The following is a 16,822-nucleotide window of genomic DNA, read 5'->3' as shown; positions in this document are numbered from 1 at the left end:
ACCTGGCCTGCCGGCGTCCGGCCCGCTGGCATCCGGCATCCTGCCGGCAACCGGCCTTCCCACCGGCCGGACCGTGCTGCGCCGTGTCGCAGTCCACGGCTGGCACCTGAGCCGGCACCCTGGGCCCGCGCGACCGCGATCGCGGCATCGCGTACTGGAGAAGAACTACCGCACCTCCATCGCTGTCGAGCTGATGTCGCAGACGATTCAGGCGCACCGGGGTGGCTGCCCGCGACCGCTGTCGAGCTGCCCCATGGTTCAGTGCAAGCCCGCGCGGACCGTGGTTCTCCACCGACCGATGATCCACTCGGGGTATCAGGCGGTGTGCCCCGAGATCTTGGTACGGAACCGCCCCTCAAGGGGCGTCAACGCACCAAGATCTCGCGGGAGCGGGAGCGGGAGCGGGAGCGGGAGCGGGAGCGGGAGCGGGAGGCGGGTCGGCGCGGCGGGTCGGGGCGGCCTGACCGGCGGCTGGCTGCGGAAGGGGTGTCCCGGCGGCGACCCGCTGGCGAGGCGAGGGCGGGGCGCGGGCGGGGCGCGGGCGGCCTAAGGGTGGGCTGCAGGCGGCCTGAGGGTGGGGCGCGGGCGGCCTGAGGGCGAGGCGCGGGCGGGGTGAGGGCGGGGGCGCGGGCGGCCTGAGGGCGAGGCGGGGCGGGGTGAGGGCGGGAGTGCGGGCGGGGGTGGCGGGGGCGGGAGGAATACGGCATTCGGTGGGTATCGGTGGCGTGCGGCGACACAGCATCACTTGCGTCGATGGTCGGGGCGCCCATGGCGGATGCGTGGGTTCGTTGCCGCGCCGTGATCCTTGTAACCTCCGGCCACCTAACCCCTGTTACTTGTGTGTTTCAGCCACATAGCCCGTGGGTGACGTCACTTCTAGCGTGAGCCGTCATATGAGTTCCCTACCTCCGAGTCCTCACGTGGAGTCGCAATGACGGTCCGGACGACGCGGCGGGTGTTCCTCTCCGCCGCCACGATGATGGCCGCGGCGCTCGCCGCCACGGCCTGTGGCAGCCCGCAGGACACCGCCTCCGGTGGCGGCGACGGCGCCGCCCCGGTGAAGGTTGGCCTGGTCTACTCCCAGTCGGGAGCCCTGGCCAGCTACGGCAAGCAGTACATCGAGGGATTCAGGGCCGGCCTCGACTTCGCCACCAAGGGCACCAACAAGGTGGGCGACCGGGCCATCGAGGTCACCGAGGTCGACGACGCGGGTGACCCGGCGAAGGCGGTCTCCGCGGCCAAGGACCTGATCGGCAAGGGCAGCAAGATCATCGCGGGCTCGACGGCGTCCGGCGTGGCACTCCAGGTCGCCCCGATCGCCGCGCAGAACAAGGTCCTCTTCATCTCCGGCCCGGCCGCCACCGACGCGGTGACCGGTGCGAACAAGTACACGTTCCGCTCCGGCCGGCAGTCGTACCAGGACGTGGTCACCGCCAAGTCGTTCATCGGCGACCCGGCCGGCAAGAAGGTCGTGGTCTTCGCCCAGGACGGCGCGTTCGGCGACGCCAACGAGGCGGCCGTGAAGGCCGTCATCGGCGGTGCGGGCGCGGCCGTCAGCAGCGTACGGGCGCCGGCCAGCGCCACCGAGTTCACCCCGTTCGCCAGCCAGATCAAGTCCGCCAAGCCGGACCTGCTCTTCGTCGCCTGGGCCGGCACCACCGCCCCCGCGATGTGGCAGACGCTCGACCAGCAGGGCGTGCTCTCCTCCACCACGGTCGTCACCGGCCTGGACATCCGGGCCTCGTGGCCGACGTTCGGCGCCGCCGGCAGCAAGATCTCGTTCCTGTCGCACTACTTCGACGGGGCCTCCGACAACGAGGCCGTGAAGGCGCTGAAGGCCAAGGTCGGCACCGTCGACCTGTTCCACCCGGACGGCTTCGCGGCCGCGCAGATGGTCGTCCGCGCCATCGAAGAGGGCGGCGACGACGTCGAGAAGATGGTCAAGGCCCTGGAGGGGTGGAGCTTCGACGGGGTCAAGGGCAAGATGACCATCCGCGCCGAGGACCACGCGCTGCTCCAGCCGATGTTCCAGGCCAAGCTGACCGGCAGCGGCACCGCGTTCACGGCCACCGCCCAGAAGGCGCTGACCGGGGACGAGTCCGCGCCGCCGGCCGTGGCGATGAAGGGCTGACAAAGATGCTCGCCACCCGCGGTCTGACCTGGCGGATCGGTGAGGTCGCCATCGTCGACGGCGTCTACCTCGACCTGGCGCCCGGGGAGTTCCTCGGCGTCATCGGGCCCAACGGCGCCGGCAAGACCTCACTGTTCAACCTGATCACCGGCGTACGCCGGGCCACGGAAGGTCGGATCACCCTCGACGGGCAGGACATCGGCTCCCTGCCGCCGCACAAGCGGGCCCGTCTCGGCCTCGGCCGTACCTTCCAGGCATCCTCGGTCTTCGGTTCGCTCAGCGTCCGGGAGAACGTCCGGCTCGCCGTGCAGGCGCACCGCGGGGGCTCGATGAAGCTGTGGCGGCGGGCGGCGGCCGACCGGGAGGTCGCCGCCGCCGCCGACGCGGCGCTCGACCGCGTCGGCCTCGCCCACCGGGGTACGGCGCTGGCCGGCACCCTCGCCCACGGCGAGAAGCGGAAGCTGGAGATCGCCCTGCTGCTCGCCGGGGAGCCCCGGGTCATGCTGCTCGACGAGCCGATGGCCGGGGTCAGCGCCGAGGACGTGCCCGAGCTGGTCTCGGTGATCCGCTCGCTCACCGGTGACAGCGGCCGGTCGGTGCTGATGGTCGAGCACCACATGGACGTCATCCTGGAGCTGGCCGACCGGATCGCCGTGATGCACCACGGCGCGCTGCTGGCCTGCGACACCCCGGAGACGGTGATGGCCAACCCCACCGTGCAAGAGGCCTACCTGGGGGAGTCGCTCTAGTGGAACCCATTCTCAGCGTGGAGAACCTGTCGGTCCGCATCGCCGGGCTGCACATCCTCCAGGGGGTGTCCTTCACGGTCGCCCCGACCGGCGTCACCGTCCTGCTCGGGCGCAACGGCGTCGGCAAGACGACCACCCTGCGCGCGATCGTCGGCCTCACCCCGCCCGCCGGCGAGGTGCGCGGCGCCGTCCGGATGGGCGCCCAGAGCCTGCTGGCCCGGCCCACCCACCGGCTGGTCCGCGGCGGGCTGGGCTACGTGCCGGAGGACCGCTGCGTCTTCGCCGGGCTCACCGTCGCGGAGAACCTCCGGCTCGCCGAGCGGCGGGGCAGCACCCCGGCGTACGACAAGGTCTTCGCGCTCTTCCCGGAGCTGGACCGGCGCGGCCGGCAACGGGCCGGCTCGCTCTCCGGCGGGCAGCAGCAGATGCTCGCGATCGGCCGGGTGCTGCTCAACGACAACCGGCTGCTGCTGGTCGACGAGCCCACCAAGGGGCTCGCGCCGAAGGTGGTGACCGAGGTGGCCGAGGTGCTGGAACGGGTCGCCGAGTCCGTGCCGGTGCTGCTGGTCGAGCAGAACCTGGCCGTGGTGCGGCGGCTCGCCCGCGACGCGGTCGTGCTGGCCGCCGGTCGGGTCGCCTGGACCGGCGACGCGCAGGAACTGCTGCTGGAGACCGCCCTGACGAAGTCGCTGCTGGGCGTCGGCTCGGCGGAGGGACACCACCCCGCCGGTACGCCGGCCGGCGCGCGGAAGGACCAGCACTGATGGACACCGTCATCCTGTTGACGCTCACCGGGCTCGGCCTGGCGGCGCTCTACTTCCTGGTCGCCAGCGGGCTCTCCCTGGTCTTCGGCCTGGCCGACGTGCTCAACTTCGCGCACGGCGTCTTCCTCGGCGTCGGCGCGTACGGGACCTGGTGGGCGGCGCACAACCTGCCCGGCGCCGGGTCGGACGGCTTCGGCTTCGTGCTCGCGGTCGCCTTCGGGGTGGCCGCCGGCACGCTGGTCGCGGTGCTCGTCGAGCTGGTGCTGATCCGGCCGCTCTACTCCCGCACCATCGAGCAGGTGCTGGTCACCGTCGGCCTCTCGCTGGCCGGCGTGGCGCTGCTCCAGGCCACCTGGGGCGCGGACGCCCGGCCGTTCCCGCGCCCCGAGTGGACCCGGCAGGTCACCTCGATCCTCGGCGCCAACGTGCCCAACGGCGGCCTGCTGCTGATCATCGCCGCGGTGCTGGTGCTCGGCGCGATCCTGGCCTTCCTCCGCTGGACCCGCTACGGCCTGATCATCCGGGCCGGCGTGGAGAACCGGGAGATGGTCACCGCGCTCGGCATCGACGTGCGCAAGGCGTTCACCCTGGTCTTCGCCATCGGCGGGGCGGCGGCGGCGCTGGCCGGCGCGCTCGGCGGCGTCTACTTCGGCACCGTCTCGCCCGGCCAGGGCGGCTCACTGCTGATCTTCGCGTTCATCGTGGTGGTCATCGGCGGGATGGGCTCGGTCATCGGGTCCGCGTACGCGGCGGTCGCCGTCGGCCTGACCCAACAGTTCGTCAACTACTACGGCACCTCCGGGCTGGGCGACATCTGCGTGGTCGCGCTGCTGGCCGTGGTGCTGCTGCTGCGCCCGCAGGGCATCGCCGGAAAGGTGGCAACGGCATGACCGAGGTCAAGAGCCCCGAGGTTCCGGCGCCGCCCGCGGCGGTGCCCGACGAGCTGACGCCGGGGCACCGGCGGTGGCACGGGCTGCGCCCGTACCTGCCGCTGGTCGCGCTGGTGGTGGCGCTGATCCTGCCGTACTCCACGCTGCACCTGCCGGGCGTCTTCGAGGGGGCGCTGAACTCGCCGGGCACCCTGCAACTGCTCGCCGTCTGTCTGGTCTTCGGGGGCCTGGCCGCCGGGTACGACCTGCTGTTCGGGCGCACCGGGATGCTCTCCTTCGGGCACGCCCTCTACTTCGCCGCCGGCGTCTACGGCACCGACATCCTCGTCACCAAGGCGGGACTGCCGCTGTGGCAGGCCGGGCTGCTCGCCGTCACCGGCGGCACGATCCTCGCCGCGCTGCTCGGCGCGGTGGCGCTGCGTACCGTCGGCATCGCGTTCGCCATGGTGACGCTCGCCTTCGCCCAGGTCGGGGCGATCCTGGTGGCCCGCGACTTCGGCGGGCTCACCGGCGGCGAGGAGGGGCTGCCGCTGGACGTGTCCGGGCTGCCGCAGGGGCTGGTCGGGGTCACCAACACCGTCAACCTCTACTGGCTGGCGCTGGCGTACCTGGTCGTGGTGGTCTTCGTGGTGCACCGGGTGTCGGGCTCACCGACCGGGCGGGTGCTCGCCGGCCTGCGCGACGACGAGCGGCGGATCGGGGTGCTCGGGCTCGACCCGTACCGGTTCAAGCTGGTGGCGTTCACCCTGGCGGGTGGGCTGGCGGCGGCCGGGGGCGTGGTCTACGTCCTGATCGTCGGCGGTGCCTCGCCGCACATCACCTCCTCCGAGTGGACCCTGGCGCTGCTGGTCATGGTGGTGCTCGGCGGGCCGGGCACGCGGTGGGGCCCGGTGATCGGCGGCATCCTCTACATGTACCTGGACCACCGGCTGGTCGCGTTCGGCACGTCCGACGCGGTGGAGGCCCTGCCGGCGTTCCTGAGTAACCCGCTGTCGCAGCCGCTCTTCGTGCTCGGCACGGTCTTCATCCTGGCCGTCTACTTCTTCCCCGGCGGCCTGGCCAGCCTCGCCCCGCGCGTGGCGCTCCTGCGGCACTCCCTGCGCGCCCCGTCCCGCCGCCCCTGACGGTCGCGGGCCCCGGCCCCGCCGACGTGGAGTTGCCGCCGCCCGGCGACGGCTCCCCATCGGCGGGGCTTCCGCGTGGGGTCGCGGTCCCCTCGTGCGACCGCGACCCCGTCTCCCCGTGTCCTCGTACGTCAGCCGTTCAGCAGCTCGTACGCCGAGGCCGGCGCCTTCTGCGCCTGGCTGCCCGTCGGCTCGGTGACCTTCGGGGCCTTGCCGAAGTCGAAGTACTTGACGACGTACTTCGTGGCCTTCCGCTTGCCGGCCGCCGGGATCTCCAGGGTGAGCGAGGTGAGGTTCCCGTCCGCCCCGACGACGGCCGTGAACGGGACCGTCTTCGCCGCCTCGCCGAGCGCGTCGACGTCCACGGCGTCCGCCATGGCCTGGCGTACGTGCTCGCCGTGGGTCAGGTCCACGGTGCCGGTGTAGGTCCCGCCGCCCTGGTCCGTCACGGTGTCTCCCGCCGCCCGGAGGATCGCGCCGGTGTTGCCCGGGTCGGCGCCCTCGTAGTACGGCACGCTGGCCGGGTCGGTCAGCTTCGCGTGGTCGAGTTCCATCCACTTCTTTGGCAGCTTCAGCATGCTGCTGAGCTGGTCGGCGCCGTCGAAGCTCACCTTCATCCAGGAGCGCTGTTCGATCAGGCGGAAGGACAGCTTCATCGTGAAGTCGAGTTCCTCGTCCTTTTCGGTGACGGTGAGGTCCATGCCCTTGCCCGCCGGGTCCACCACGCCGGTGACGGCGCCGCTCGGGTCGCTGCCGCTGAACCGGAAGGTCGGGTCCTCCTCGGTGGGTACCGCTGCCAGGAGCGTGCTCTTCGGGTTGGCAGACGGGGAAGCCGACGGGGTCGGGGAGGAGGCGGCCGGGGCGTCCTGGGCGTCGTCGTCCCCGCACCCGGCGACCAGCGAGGTCGCGGCCACCAGGGAGACGGCGGCCGCCGCGACCCGCCGGACCCTTCCGGCGGGGCCGGCCTGCTGCGTGATTCGCATGATTCTCTTTTCTGGCTGGACTGTTGCCGCCGCAGATCTTGGCACGCCACCCTGCCGCCGCGTGGCCCCCGAGGTGCCGTCCGGACCGGTCCGCCGTGCTCACGGAAACGGGACGTCCGTCGTAGCTGGTAGAAATGCCGGATGAGCCAGGATCGGACGGCGGTACGGGAGCGGGCCGAGGCGGTGCTGCGGCGGTTGGCCGGCGAGCACGCCCGACTCCGGGAGGACCAGTGGCGGGCGATCGAGGCGCTGGTGGTCGACCGCCGTCGGGTGCTCTGCGTGCAGCGCACCGGGTGGGGCAAGTCGGCGGTCTACTTCGTGGCCACCGCCCTGCTGCGGGACCGGGAGGCTACCGGCGCAGAAGAGGTCGCTGGCCCCACCGTGATCGTCTCGCCGCTGCTGGCGCTCATGCGCAACCAGGTCGAGTCGGCGGCCCGCGCCGGCATCCGGGCCCGCACCATCAACTCCGCCAACCTCGACGAGTGGGACGAGATCACCGCCGAGATCCACGCCGGTGCGGTGGACGTGCTGCTGATCAGCCCGGAACGGCTCAACAACCCGGACTTCCGGGACACCGTGCTGCCGAAGCTGGCCGCCACCACCGGCCTGCTGGTGGTCGACGAGGCGCACTGCGTCTCCGACTGGGGGCACGACTTCCGGCCGGACTACCGCCGGCTGCGTACGTTCCTGGGCAACCTGCCCGAGCGCACCCCGGTGCTGGCCACCACGGCCACCGCCAACGCCCGGGTCACCGCCGACGTGGCGGAGCAGTTGGGCGACGCCCTCGTGCTGCGCGGCAGCCTCGACCGGGAGTCGCTTCGCCTCGGCGTGGTCGAGCTGCCGAGCCCGGCGCACCGGCTGGGCTGGCTCGCCGACCACCTGGACCGGCTGCCCGGCTCGGGCATCGTCTACACGCTGACCGTCGCCGCGGCGGGGGAGACCGCCGAGTTCCTGCGTTCCCGGGGCTACGCCGTCGCCTCCTACACGGGCCAGGCCGAGGACGCCGACCGGCGGGCCGCCGAGCAGGACCTGCTGGACAACAAGATCAAGGCGCTGGTCGCCACCAGCGCGTTGGGCATGGGCTTCGACAAGCCCGACCTCGGCTTCGTGGTGCACCTCGGCGCGCCGCCGTCCCCGATCGCGTACTACCAGCAGGTCGGCCGCGCCGGCCGGGCCGTCGCGCACGCGGAGGTGCTGCTGCTGCCCGGGGCCGAGGACGCGGCCATCTGGCGCTACTTCGCCTCGCTCGCCTTCCCGCCCGAGGAGCAGGTCCGTGCCGTCCTGGCCGCCCTGCACACCGACCGGCCGCTCTCCACCCAGGCGCTCGAACCGATCGTCGACCTGCGGCGGGCCCGGCTGGAGCTGATGCTCAAGGTGCTCGACGTCGACGGCGCGGTCCGCCGGGTGCGCGGCGGCTGGCTCGCCACCGGGGAGCCCTGGGTCTACGACGAGGCCCGGTTGCGCCGCGTCGCCGAGGCACGCACCGCCGAGCAGCAGGCCATGCGGGAGTACGCGGCCACCGCCGACTGCCGGCTGCGCTACCTGCGCGAGTGCCTGGACGACGCCGACGCCGCCGACTGCGGCCGGTGCGACCGCTGCGCCGGCCCGCTCTTCACGGCCGACGTGTCGGACGCCGCGCTGAGCGCCGCGCAGACCTTCCTCGGCCGGCCCGGGGTGGAGATCGCGCCCAAGAAGCTCTGGCCGACCGGGCTGGAGGCGGTGGGCGTACCCCTGAAGGGGCGGATCGCCCCGGCGGAGCAGGCGTTGCCGGGGCGCGCGGTGGGGCGGCTGTCCGACCTGGGGTGGGGCGGCCGGCTGCGCGACCTGGTCGGGCCGGAGGCGGCGGACGTCGCCGTCCCCGACGACGTGGCCGCCGCCGTGGTCGAGGTGCTGAAGGCGTGGGCGCACGGCGACGAGCGGTGGCCGCGGCGCCCGGTCGGCGTGGTCGCGGTCGGTTCGCGCCGCCGGCCCCGCCTGGTCGGCTCGCTCGCCGAGCGGATCGCCGCCGTGGGCCGGCTGCCGCTGCTCGGGCAGGTGACGCCGGCCGGCGCGCCCGCCGGGGGCCCGCGCGGCAACAGCGCCCAGCGGGTACGCGCCCTGCACGGCGCCTTCGCCGTGCCGGACGAGCTGGCCGACGCCCTCGCCGGGCTCGACGGGCCGGTGCTCCTCGTCGACGACCTGGTCGACTCGGGCTGGACGATGACGATGGCCGCCCGGGAGCTGCGCCGGGCCGGCGCCCCCGACGTGCTCCCCCTCGCGCTGGCCGTGGCCGGCTGAGCCGCCCGCGCCGCCGATGCTTCCCGGCAGGGCCCGAGCTGCGGCGACGTCGGTCATGCAGCGATCGGGAAAGTTCCCGGCGGGAGCGGACTGCGACCGTCGCCACGCCGCACCGCCGGCGGGCCGGCGTCGTGCCGACGGGCGGTAGCGTGGGCGGCATGACCCATGAGCAGCACGGCCGTGACCGGGACGGCGGCGGTGCCTGACCAGGTGTCGGCGGCGCCCGACCACGCACCGGACGTGCCGGACAGCGTGACCACCGCCCCGGAGCAGGTGTCGGCCGTGCCGGACCGGAGCACCCTCCGGCTGGCGCTGGTCGTCGGCGGGCTGGTGCTCGCCGTCCTGCTCGGTTTCGGCCTCGGCCGGCTCGACGGCGGCGGCCCCTCCGCGGCGGTGGGACCCGACAGCGCCCTCACCGGGCACAGCCACGCGCCGGGCACCGGCGCCCACGAGCACGGCGCCGACCAGGCCGCGGCGGCGCAGGCGGGCGGCCTCTCGGTCAGCTCGGCGGGCTACACCCTCACCCCGGTGGCCGCCGCGTTCACCGCCGGCCGTCCGGGCGAGCTGCGCTTCCAGGTGCGGGACGCGCAACGTCGGCCGGTGACCCGGTTCGCGGTCGTGCACGACAAGCCGATGCACCTGATCGTGGTGCGGCGCGACCTGACCGGCTACCAGCACCTGCATCCGACGATGGCGGCCGACGGCACCTGGTCGGTGCCGCTGACCCTGCCGCAGGCCGGGGTCTGGCGGGCGTACGCCGACTTCACCGCGCTCGCCGACGACGGCCGGCAGACCGCCGTGACCCTCGGGGTCGACCTGACCGCGCCGGGCGGCTACCAGCCGAGGCCGCTGCCGGCGGCGGCGTCCTCGGCCACCGTCGACGGGTTCACCGTCAGCTACCAGGGCACACCGCAGGCCGGCGTGACCGTGCCGCTGACGTTCCGCGTCGACTCGGCGGGCGGGCGCCCGGCGCTGGAGCGCTACCTCGGCGCGTACGGGCACCTGGTCGCCCTGCGCGAGGGGGATCTCGGCTACCTGCACGTCCACCCCGAACCGCAGCCGGTCGACGGGGCGGTGACGTTCTGGGTGACCGCGCCCGACCCGGGCCGCTACCGGCTCTACCTGGACTTCCAGGTCGCCGGCGTGGTGCGGACCGCCGAGTTCACGCTCATCGTGGCCTGACCTCGCGACTGCCGCCCGAAGCTGCGTCCTCCAACGGTGATCAGGACACCGTGGACCTCAAGAGCGCCCGACAGCGTCCACGCGTCCTGATCACCGGCGCGCACCGGGTGGCGGGTGGGGTGCTCAGCCGGCGCGGCGGATGGGGCGGCGGGCCAGGTAGCGCAGCAGGTCGCGGATGTGGTGCTTCTCCTCGGCCGGCACGGTGGGGTCGGCCAGCCGTTGCAGGATCACCCGGACGTCGGCCTCGACCGGGCCGTCGTCGACGCGGCGGCGGGGTGCGGCACCGGCGTCGGGCAGACCGAGCGCGCGGAACGCCGCCGCGACCGGCAGGTCCAGCGCTGCGCAGAAGCCGCGCACCTTCGCCAGCTCGGGGTAGTCCTGCCAGTCCCCGGCGAGCCAACGGAACACGGTCGACCGACCGACGCCCGTGTGGGACGCCAGGTCGGTGACGGTCCAGCCGCGTTCCTCGCGGGCGTCGTCGATGGCGCGCCGCACGAAACGTGCGAAGGCCATCTGCGGCGAAACCTCTACGGAACCCATCCCTGCGGGTCTTCCCTCCCGGCCGGCACCCGGCGGTGCGCCCTTGAGGGTAGTACGGAAAGGTAAGGAAACGATTGACTGACCGACCAGACCGTCTCGTGTACGGGATGTTCCGCCCTCCGGAATGGCGCGGATCACACCCCACGGCCGCCGCTCAGGCGGGCGGGCGGCACGGGCGACGTCCCGTCAGCGGGCGGCCGCGACGTCGTCGGGCACCGGGGCGTCGGGCACCGGGGCGTCGGGGGCGGCGTCCGGCGCGGGCAGCGGTGGCAGCAGCGCCGCCAGCCGTGGGGTCACCGCCCACTGGTCGATGAGTTCCCGGTACTCCGCCCGCTGGGCGACGGTGGGCGCGGTGCCCGTGCGTCGCGCGCGGATGAGCAGGTTGCGCGGGGTGTGCCGGGAGTCGACGAACTCCACCACCTCGGCCCGGTAGCCGTGCAGCCGGAGCAGCCCGGCCCGCAGCGCGTCGGTGAGGACGTCCGCGAAGCGCTCGCGGAGGATGCCCTGCCGGGTCAGCAGCTCGTACGGCGCCGGGGTCGGCCGCGTACGCAGCTGGGCCGCGACGTCGTGGTGGCAGCAGGGCGCGGCGAGCACCCAGCGGGCCCTCCAGCGCACCGCCCGGGCCAGCGCCTCGTCGGTGGCGGTGTCGCAGGCGTGCAGGGCCAGCACCAGGTCGGGGGCCGGCTCCACGACGGCGTCGGCGATCGTGCCGGCCACGAAGCTGACCCGGTCCGCCCAGCCCAGCCGCTCGGCCAGCTCGGTGTTGCGTCGCCGCTGGTCCTCCCGGACGTCCACGCCGACCAGCTCGACGTCGAGCCCGCGCTGCGCGAGCCACCGGTACGCGGCGAAGGTCAGGTAGGCGTTGCCGCAGCCCAGGTCGACCACCCGCAGCGGCCCGGTCAGGTCGTCCGGCAGGGTCGCCGCCAGCGCCCGCAGGAACGCGTCGACCTGGCGGCGCTTCGCCGCCGAGCCACCGATCTCGGCGAAGATCGGGTCGCCGGGATCGAGCAGGTACTCCTTCGCCCGGTCGTGCCCACCCGGCTCGGCGGCCGGCCGGCTCGCGGCGGCCCGGTGCACCTGCGCCTCGCCGGACTTGGTGACCCGCAACTGGAGCGTGGCGTCGGCCGTCTCCACGTGCCAGTTGCCGAACGGCTCGGCGAGCAGCGCGTCCACCGCCGCGTCCGCCTCCGGGCCCGGGGCCACGTTGCGGGTGTACGGGCGGGAGCCGTCGGAGGTGGAGATCTGCAACCGGGCGCCGGCCTTGAGCGCGACCGGCCGCAGTTCGGCGCGGACCATCGAGGGGCGGTGACCACGGCGTCGGCCGGCGGCGACCGCGCGGGTGAGTGCCGGGTCGAGCAGCAGTGCCCGGACCTCGGTCAGGGCGGCGTCCAGCGGTTCGGGCATTGCTCCATCTTCCTCGTCGACCGGCGGCCTCCCCGGCACACGGGGTGTCCGCCGGGGGCTCTTCCCCGTGGGGCAGCCGCCCGGGGCCGGTGCCCCACGGGGCCAGCGTGTCCGCCCGGGGTGAGTGTCTTTGGCCGGGGTCAGCGTCCGCCCAGGGCCGGTGCCCGTCGGGGTCAGCGTCAGCCCAGGGCCGGTGCCCGCCCGGGGTCAGTGTCCGCCGGGGCAGGTGTCCGCCCGGACGAGGAGATCCCCCGGACACCGGTCCGGGGGATCTCGGGTGACGTTCGTCGGTCAGTCGGCGGTCGCCTCGGCCGGCGTACCGGCGGCGGAGCCACCACGACGGCGCCGGCGGCGGCGGGGCTTCGCGGCCTCGCCCTCGGCGGCGGCCGGGGCCTCGCCCGCCTCGGCGGCGATCACCGTGGTCGGCTCGCCCGCGACGGTCTCGCCGGCACGGCGACGACGACGGCGACGCGGGATGCGCGGGCCCTCCTCGGCGGCGTCGGCGGGCGCGTCGGTCACCGGTGCGTCGGTCGCACCACCGGCGCGGCCCGGACGGCGGTCACCGCGACCGCGACCCTCGCCGCGTCGGGCGCCCCGGCCGCCCTCGCCCCGGCGGGACCGTCCGCCGCCGAGGTCCTCCTCGACCTCGGCCGACAGCCCGGCGCGGGTGCGCTCGGCGGTCGGCAGGGTGCCGCTGACGTCGGTGGGGATGTGCAGCTCGGTGTAGAGGTGCGGGGACGTGTGGTACGTCTCCTGGGGCTCCGGCATGTCCAGGCCCAGCGTCTTGTCGATGATCCGCCAGCGGGGCATGTCGTCCCAGTCGACGAAGGTCACCGCGACGCCCGTCGCCCCGGCCCGGCCGGTACGACCGATCCGGTGGGTGTAGGTGTCCTGGTCCTCGGGGCAGTCGTAGTTGATGACGTGGGTGACGCCGCTGACGTCGATGCCGCGCGCGGCCACGTCGGTGGCGACCAGGGTGTCGATCTTGCCGGCCCGGAACGCCCGCAGTGCCCGCTCCCGCGCGCCCTGCCCGAGGTCACCGTGCACGGCGGCGACCGCGAAGCCCCGGAAGTCGAGGTCTTCGGCGACCCGGTCGGCGGCCCGCTTGGTGCGGGTGAAGATCATGGTCAGCCCGCGCCCCTCGGCCTGGAGGATCCGGGCCACGATCTCGATCTTGTTCATCGAGTGGGTGCGGTAGGCCAGCTGCTCGGTCTGCGGCGACGGGCCGGTCTCGGCGGTGTGCCCGGCGTGGATCGTCATCGGCTGGCGCAGGAAGCGCCGGGACAGGGTGACGATCGGGTCCGGCATCGTGGCCGAGAAGAGCATGGTCTGCCGGTCCTCCGGCAGCATCGCCAGGATCTTCTCGACGTCGTCGAGGAAGCCCAGGTCGAGCATCCGGTCGGCCTCGTCCAGCACCAGCGCGCGGACCCGGTCCAGCCGCAGGTGCTTCTGCTTCTGCAGGTCCATCAGGCGGCCGGGGGTGCCGACCAGGATCTCGACGCCCTTGCGCAGCGCGTCGATCTGCGGCTCGTACGCCACGCCACCGTAGATCGGCAGCACCCGGACGCCCCGGGTCCGGCCCGCGGCGGCGAGGTCCTTGGCCACCTGGATGCCCAGCTCACGGGTGGGTACGACGACCAGCGCCTGCGGCACGCCGTCGCTGCCCTCGCCCGGCGCGAAGACCCGCTCCAGCAGCGGTACGCCGAAGCCGAGGGTCTTGCCGGTGCCGGTGGGCGCCTGGCCGATCATGTCGATGCCGCGCATCGCGATCGGGATCGCGTACTCCTGGATGGCGAAGGCGCGGGTGATGCCGGCCGCGGCCAGCGCGTCGACGGTCTCCTGACGCGCGCCCAGCTCGGCGAAGGTGGGTGCCTCCGGGCGTACCGGAGCGGTGGCGGCCAGTTCCTGGCCGTCCATGAGGTCTTGAGTCAGCTCGCTCATGTGGATTTGGGGGTGCCCTCTCGTGGGTGCGCCCCGTCATGTCCTCAGGGCGCGTTCGGTGTGGCGCGGGCCACACGGTCGGCGGCAGACTGCCTTGCCGGACCGGGCCGCACGCGCGCCGCGGGCCTCACACTCGACCGAACCGGCTGATCGCTCGGATCAGGCTGGCCAGGTCGGCACCCGCGGCAACTGCTCCATGCTACCTGAACCGGCCCGGAGCCGTCCTGATTCCGTACGCACGCGCCACGCCGGGGGCCATGGGTGTGACTTGCGTCACTCCTGGCCGGGTTGTCGGCGGGCGGTAGCCTGCGCTCGTGTCCGAGACCGATCTGCCCGACCGTGCCGTCGTCGATCTGCTCGGCCTGGTGGCCCTCGGTGAGCTGCTCGCCTTCGAACGGATGGCCGTCGACGCCCGGCTCGCCCCGGACCTGCGCCGGCGGGCGGCGCTGGGCGAGATGGCCGCCGCCGAGATCGGCAACTACCGGCGGCTGGCCGACCGGATCGCCGCGCTCGGCGTACTGCCCGACGACGCCATGGCGCCCTACGTGGCGCCGCTCCAGGCGTACCACGACTCGACCGAGCCGCGGGACTGGGCCGAGGCGGTGACGAAGGCGTACGTGGGCGACGCCATCACCGACGACTTCCTCCGGGAGGTCGCCGCGACGCTGGCCGAGCCGGACCGTCAGCTCGTCCTCGACGTGCTGCACGACTCGTCGTACGCCGACTTCGCCGTCGTCGAGATCCGGGCGGCCGTCGAGGCGGACCCCAGGGTGGCCGGCCGGCTCTCGATGTGGGCGCGGCGACTGCTCGGCGAGGCGCTGTCGCAGGCCGGTCGGGTGGCCGCCGCCGAGGGCGGGGCGTTCGCCGCGCTCGTCACGCGCGGCGGGCGGGTGGACGTGCCGGAACTGTTCCGGCGGCTGACCGCGGCACACACCACGCGGATGGCCGCCGCCGGGCTGAACAACTGAGCGCGACCGGCGGTCCGCGACGGGCGATCGTCCGGCCACCCGTCGCGGCCGACCGGACCACTCAGCGGACGGTGAACCCGACCGCGCGCGGCGACGCCTCGGCGATCTCGACGTAGGCGACCTTGTTGACCGGCACGATGACCCGCCGGCCCTTCTCGTCGGTCAGGGAGAGGGTGCCCTCGTCCCTACCGAAGGCGTCGGTCACGATCTGCTCGATCTCGGCCGGCGACTGCGCGCTCTCCAGGACCAGCTCACGGGGCGCGTACTGCACGCCGATCTTGACCTCCACTGTGCCTCCTCATTCGGGCGAAAGAGCCGCCGATGGGAAGGCTATCCGATCTCGGGGCCGGATGTTCAGGCTGACTCACCTTGCAGCGGGAAGCTGGCGATGCCCCGCCAGGAGAGCGCCGCGACCAGTGCCTCCGCCTCGGCCTTGGGTAGTTGCCGGCCCCGGGCCAGCCAGAACTGCGCGGCGGTCTCGGCCGCGCCGACCAGGCCGGAGGCGAGCAGCTCGGCGTGCGCCCGGCTGATCCCCGTGTCGGAGATGATGGTGTCGGTGATCGCCGCGATGCAGCCCTGCTCCACCCGCTCGACGCGCTGGCGCACCGCCGGGTCGTTGCGCAGGTCCGACTCGAAGACGAGACGGAACGCCTCGCTCTCGTGGTCGACGAAGTCGAAGTACGCGCGCACCGACGCGCCGACGCGCTCCTTGTTGTCGTTGGTGCCGCGCATCGCGTCGTCCACCTTCGCGAGGATCGCGTCGCAGTGCGTGTCCAGCAGGGCGAGGTAGAGCTCCATCTTGCCGGGGAAGTGCTGGTAGAGCACCGGCTTGGAGACCCCCGCCCGCTCGGCGATGTCGTCCATCGCGGCCGCGTGGTAGCCCTGGGCGACGAACACCTCCTGGGCTGCGGCGAGCAACTGCTTGCGGCGCGCGGAACGGGGCAGGCGGGTGGGCCGGCCGGCGGTCTGGGCACCGTTCCCCACAGCGGTCATGGGAACCTCCGAGTTCTTCGTACGAGCCGGCATTTCACCCGAACCGGTCGGGGCCCGGGACCCGTCGCGGAATTGGCCCGCCGCCGTAACTTATCGCCACTGTCACCACACGGTAGCCTCAGCGGGGGCGACCAAGGAGCGCGCGGTGAGTGAAACAGGGCAACCCGGTGCCGCCACCCCGGGAGAGCACGGCGACGGCACGGGTCCGCAGGACGACCTGGCCCGTTCCGGCAGCGGATGGGCGCCCCCGGCGGCCGGTTGGACCCGGGGCGGGGAGATCTCCGGCACCCGCGAGCCGGCTTCGCCGTGGGGTCCGCCCGAGCAGAGCCCCGGCTGGGCCGCCTCGTCGCCGCGCCACGGCGACCTGCCGCCACCGCTGCCCGGCCTGCCGACCGAGCCGCCGGCCCGGGTCAACGGCCGCCGCGCCAACGGCGTCGACCACGCCGCCGACGACGCGCCGGTCGACCGCCAGGCCCCGGTGAGCGCCCCGCCCGGCATCCACGGCGAGCAGCGCCGCGATCCGGGCAACGACCGGCTGGTGGTGCCCGCGCAGCGCCCGGCGCCGGCGGCCGAGCAGCCGCCGGGACCGCAGCACGGGTTCACCGACCCCGAGCCCGGCCCGGTCCGGCGCTCCTCCGACGACCCGTCGACCGGCCGCCAGACCCGCTGGTCCGAGCCCGGGCTGCCGACGTCGGCGCCCCCGGCCGTCCAGGTCCCGCCCGTCGGCACCGCCGCCAGCGGCTTCGAGGTGCCGCCCGGCTTCCACGCGCCGATGGCCGACCGCGCCGCCGAGGGGCCCCCGTCTGCCGCTGGCCCGGCGCGCGGTTGGAGCGACCGCTTTCCGCCGGAGCCGCCGGCCCACGACCCGCGCCCCTT

14 protein-coding genes are annotated in these 16,822 nt (G+C 74.2%); 8 read left to right on the top strand and 6 right to left on the bottom strand.

Annotation, left to right across the window (positions count from 1 at the left end; all coding sequences use genetic code 11):
- Positions 1-931 precede the first annotated feature (931 nt).
- The 5 genes from AC5L34_RS02480 to AC5L34_RS02460 are packed head-to-tail and all read left to right on the top strand — an operon-like array spanning position 932 to position 5,658.
- Positions 932-2,131 (top strand): substrate-binding domain-containing protein, encoded by a 1,200-nt coding sequence (locus AC5L34_RS02480; protein ID WP_441176064.1) that lies wholly within the window; start codon positions 932-934, stop codon positions 2,129-2,131.
- Positions 2,132-2,136: 5 nt separating this feature from the next.
- Positions 2,137-2,880, top strand: coding sequence for an ABC transporter ATP-binding protein (locus AC5L34_RS02475; RefSeq protein WP_088998286.1), 744 nt, complete (start codon positions 2,137-2,139; stop codon positions 2,878-2,880).
- Complete coding sequence (locus AC5L34_RS02470; RefSeq protein WP_088998287.1) at positions 2,880-3,644, top strand: ABC transporter ATP-binding protein; 765 nt, start codon at positions 2,880-2,882, stop codon at positions 3,642-3,644. The genes AC5L34_RS02475 and AC5L34_RS02470 overlap by 1 nt, the downstream gene beginning before the upstream one ends.
- Positions 3,644-4,534: a branched-chain amino acid ABC transporter permease gene (locus AC5L34_RS02465; protein WP_441176063.1), complete on the top strand. Its 891-nt coding sequence runs from the start codon at positions 3,644-3,646 to the stop codon at positions 4,532-4,534. Before AC5L34_RS02470 ends, AC5L34_RS02465 begins: the two co-directional genes overlap by 1 nt.
- Positions 4,531-5,658 carry a branched-chain amino acid ABC transporter permease gene (locus AC5L34_RS02460; protein ID WP_441176062.1) on the top strand — a complete coding sequence of 376 codons (1,128 nt, stop codon included), beginning with the start codon at positions 4,531-4,533 and terminating at the stop codon, positions 5,656-5,658. The genes AC5L34_RS02465 and AC5L34_RS02460 overlap by 4 nt, the downstream gene beginning before the upstream one ends.
- A 131-nt stretch (positions 5,659-5,789) precedes the next feature.
- On the opposite strand, the gene AC5L34_RS02455 is transcribed toward AC5L34_RS02460, so the two are convergent.
- Positions 5,790-6,641: a hypothetical protein gene (locus tag AC5L34_RS02455; RefSeq protein ID WP_441176061.1), complete on the bottom strand. Its 852-nt coding sequence runs from the start codon at positions 6,639-6,641 to the stop codon at positions 5,790-5,792.
- A gap of 141 nt (positions 6,642-6,782) precedes the next feature.
- Between AC5L34_RS02455 and AC5L34_RS02450 the strand changes: the two genes are divergently transcribed.
- On the top strand, positions 6,783-8,918 hold the full coding sequence (locus AC5L34_RS02450) for a RecQ family ATP-dependent DNA helicase (RefSeq protein ID WP_441176060.1): 2,136 nt from the start codon (positions 6,783-6,785) through the stop codon (positions 8,916-8,918).
- A 165-nt stretch (positions 8,919-9,083) separates the two neighbouring features.
- Entirely contained in the window at positions 9,084-10,100 is a 1,017-nt protein-coding gene (locus AC5L34_RS02445) for a DUF8832 domain-containing protein (protein WP_441176059.1), read from the top strand.
- Positions 10,101-10,223: 123 nt separating this feature from the next.
- On the opposite strand, the gene AC5L34_RS02440 is transcribed toward AC5L34_RS02445, so the two are convergent.
- The 3 genes from AC5L34_RS02440 to AC5L34_RS02430 form a co-directional block, all read right to left on the bottom strand.
- Positions 10,224-10,640, bottom strand: a complete 417-nt coding sequence (locus AC5L34_RS02440) for a helix-turn-helix domain-containing protein (protein ID WP_101412845.1) — start codon at positions 10,638-10,640, stop codon at positions 10,224-10,226.
- A 186-nt stretch (positions 10,641-10,826) separates the two neighbouring features.
- Positions 10,827-12,044, bottom strand: coding sequence for a class I SAM-dependent methyltransferase (locus tag AC5L34_RS02435; RefSeq protein ID WP_441176058.1), 1,218 nt, complete (start codon positions 12,042-12,044; stop codon positions 10,827-10,829).
- Positions 12,045-12,335: 291 nt separating this feature from the next.
- Positions 12,336-13,985: a DEAD/DEAH box helicase gene (locus AC5L34_RS02430; RefSeq protein ID WP_441176057.1), complete on the bottom strand. Its 1,650-nt coding sequence runs from the start codon at positions 13,983-13,985 to the stop codon at positions 12,336-12,338.
- 314 nt (positions 13,986-14,299) lie between these two features.
- Between AC5L34_RS02430 and AC5L34_RS02425 the strand changes: the two genes are divergently transcribed.
- Positions 14,300-14,953, top strand: coding sequence for a ferritin-like fold-containing protein (locus tag AC5L34_RS02425; RefSeq protein WP_494823693.1), 654 nt, complete (start codon positions 14,300-14,302; stop codon positions 14,951-14,953).
- Positions 14,954-15,014: 61 nt separating this feature from the next.
- Here the strand turns inward: AC5L34_RS02425 and AC5L34_RS02420 are convergent, their stop codons facing one another.
- Positions 15,015-15,242, bottom strand: coding sequence for a DUF3107 domain-containing protein (locus tag AC5L34_RS02420; protein ID WP_441176055.1), 228 nt, complete (start codon positions 15,240-15,242; stop codon positions 15,015-15,017).
- Between the two features lie 65 nt (positions 15,243-15,307).
- Entirely contained in the window at positions 15,308-15,946 is a 639-nt protein-coding gene (locus AC5L34_RS02415; RefSeq protein WP_088998297.1) for a TetR/AcrR family transcriptional regulator, read from the bottom strand.
- Between the last annotated feature and the right edge of the window lie 876 nt (positions 15,947-16,822).

This window comes from Micromonospora sp. ZG13 (assembly GCF_059359355.1).
This window is presented reverse-complemented; position numbering and strand designations above follow the sequence as displayed.

What these genes read in the sequence shown, in the direction of transcription:
- AC5L34_RS02480 (WP_441176064.1), top strand. Translation starts at nt 932, where the DNA reads ATGACGGTCCGGACGACGCGGCGGGTGTTCCTCTCCGCCGCCACGATG.
- AC5L34_RS02475 (WP_088998286.1), top strand. Translation starts at nt 2,137, where the DNA reads ATGCTCGCCACCCGCGGTCTGACCTGGCGGATCGGTGAGGTCGCCATC.
- AC5L34_RS02465 (WP_441176063.1), top strand. Translation starts at nt 3,644, where the DNA reads ATGGACACCGTCATCCTGTTGACGCTCACCGGGCTCGGCCTGGCGGCG.
- AC5L34_RS02460 (WP_441176062.1), top strand. Translation starts at nt 4,531, where the DNA reads ATGACCGAGGTCAAGAGCCCCGAGGTTCCGGCGCCGCCCGCGGCGGTG.
- AC5L34_RS02455 (WP_441176061.1), bottom strand. Translation starts at nt 6,641, where the DNA reads ATGCGAATCACGCAGCAGGCCGGCCCCGCCGGAAGGGTCCGGCGGGTC.
- AC5L34_RS02450 (WP_441176060.1), top strand. Translation starts at nt 6,783, where the DNA reads ATGAGCCAGGATCGGACGGCGGTACGGGAGCGGGCCGAGGCGGTGCTG.
- AC5L34_RS02445 (WP_441176059.1), top strand. Translation starts at nt 9,084, where the DNA reads ATGAGCAGCACGGCCGTGACCGGGACGGCGGCGGTGCCTGACCAGGTG.
- AC5L34_RS02440 (WP_101412845.1), bottom strand. Translation starts at nt 10,640, where the DNA reads ATGGGTTCCGTAGAGGTTTCGCCGCAGATGGCCTTCGCACGTTTCGTG.
- AC5L34_RS02435 (WP_441176058.1), bottom strand. Translation starts at nt 12,044, where the DNA reads ATGCCCGAACCGCTGGACGCCGCCCTGACCGAGGTCCGGGCACTGCTG.
- AC5L34_RS02430 (WP_441176057.1), bottom strand. Translation starts at nt 13,985, where the DNA reads ATGAGCGAGCTGACTCAAGACCTCATGGACGGCCAGGAACTGGCCGCC.
- AC5L34_RS02415 (WP_088998297.1), bottom strand. Translation starts at nt 15,946, where the DNA reads ATGACCGCTGTGGGGAACGGTGCCCAGACCGCCGGCCGGCCCACCCGC.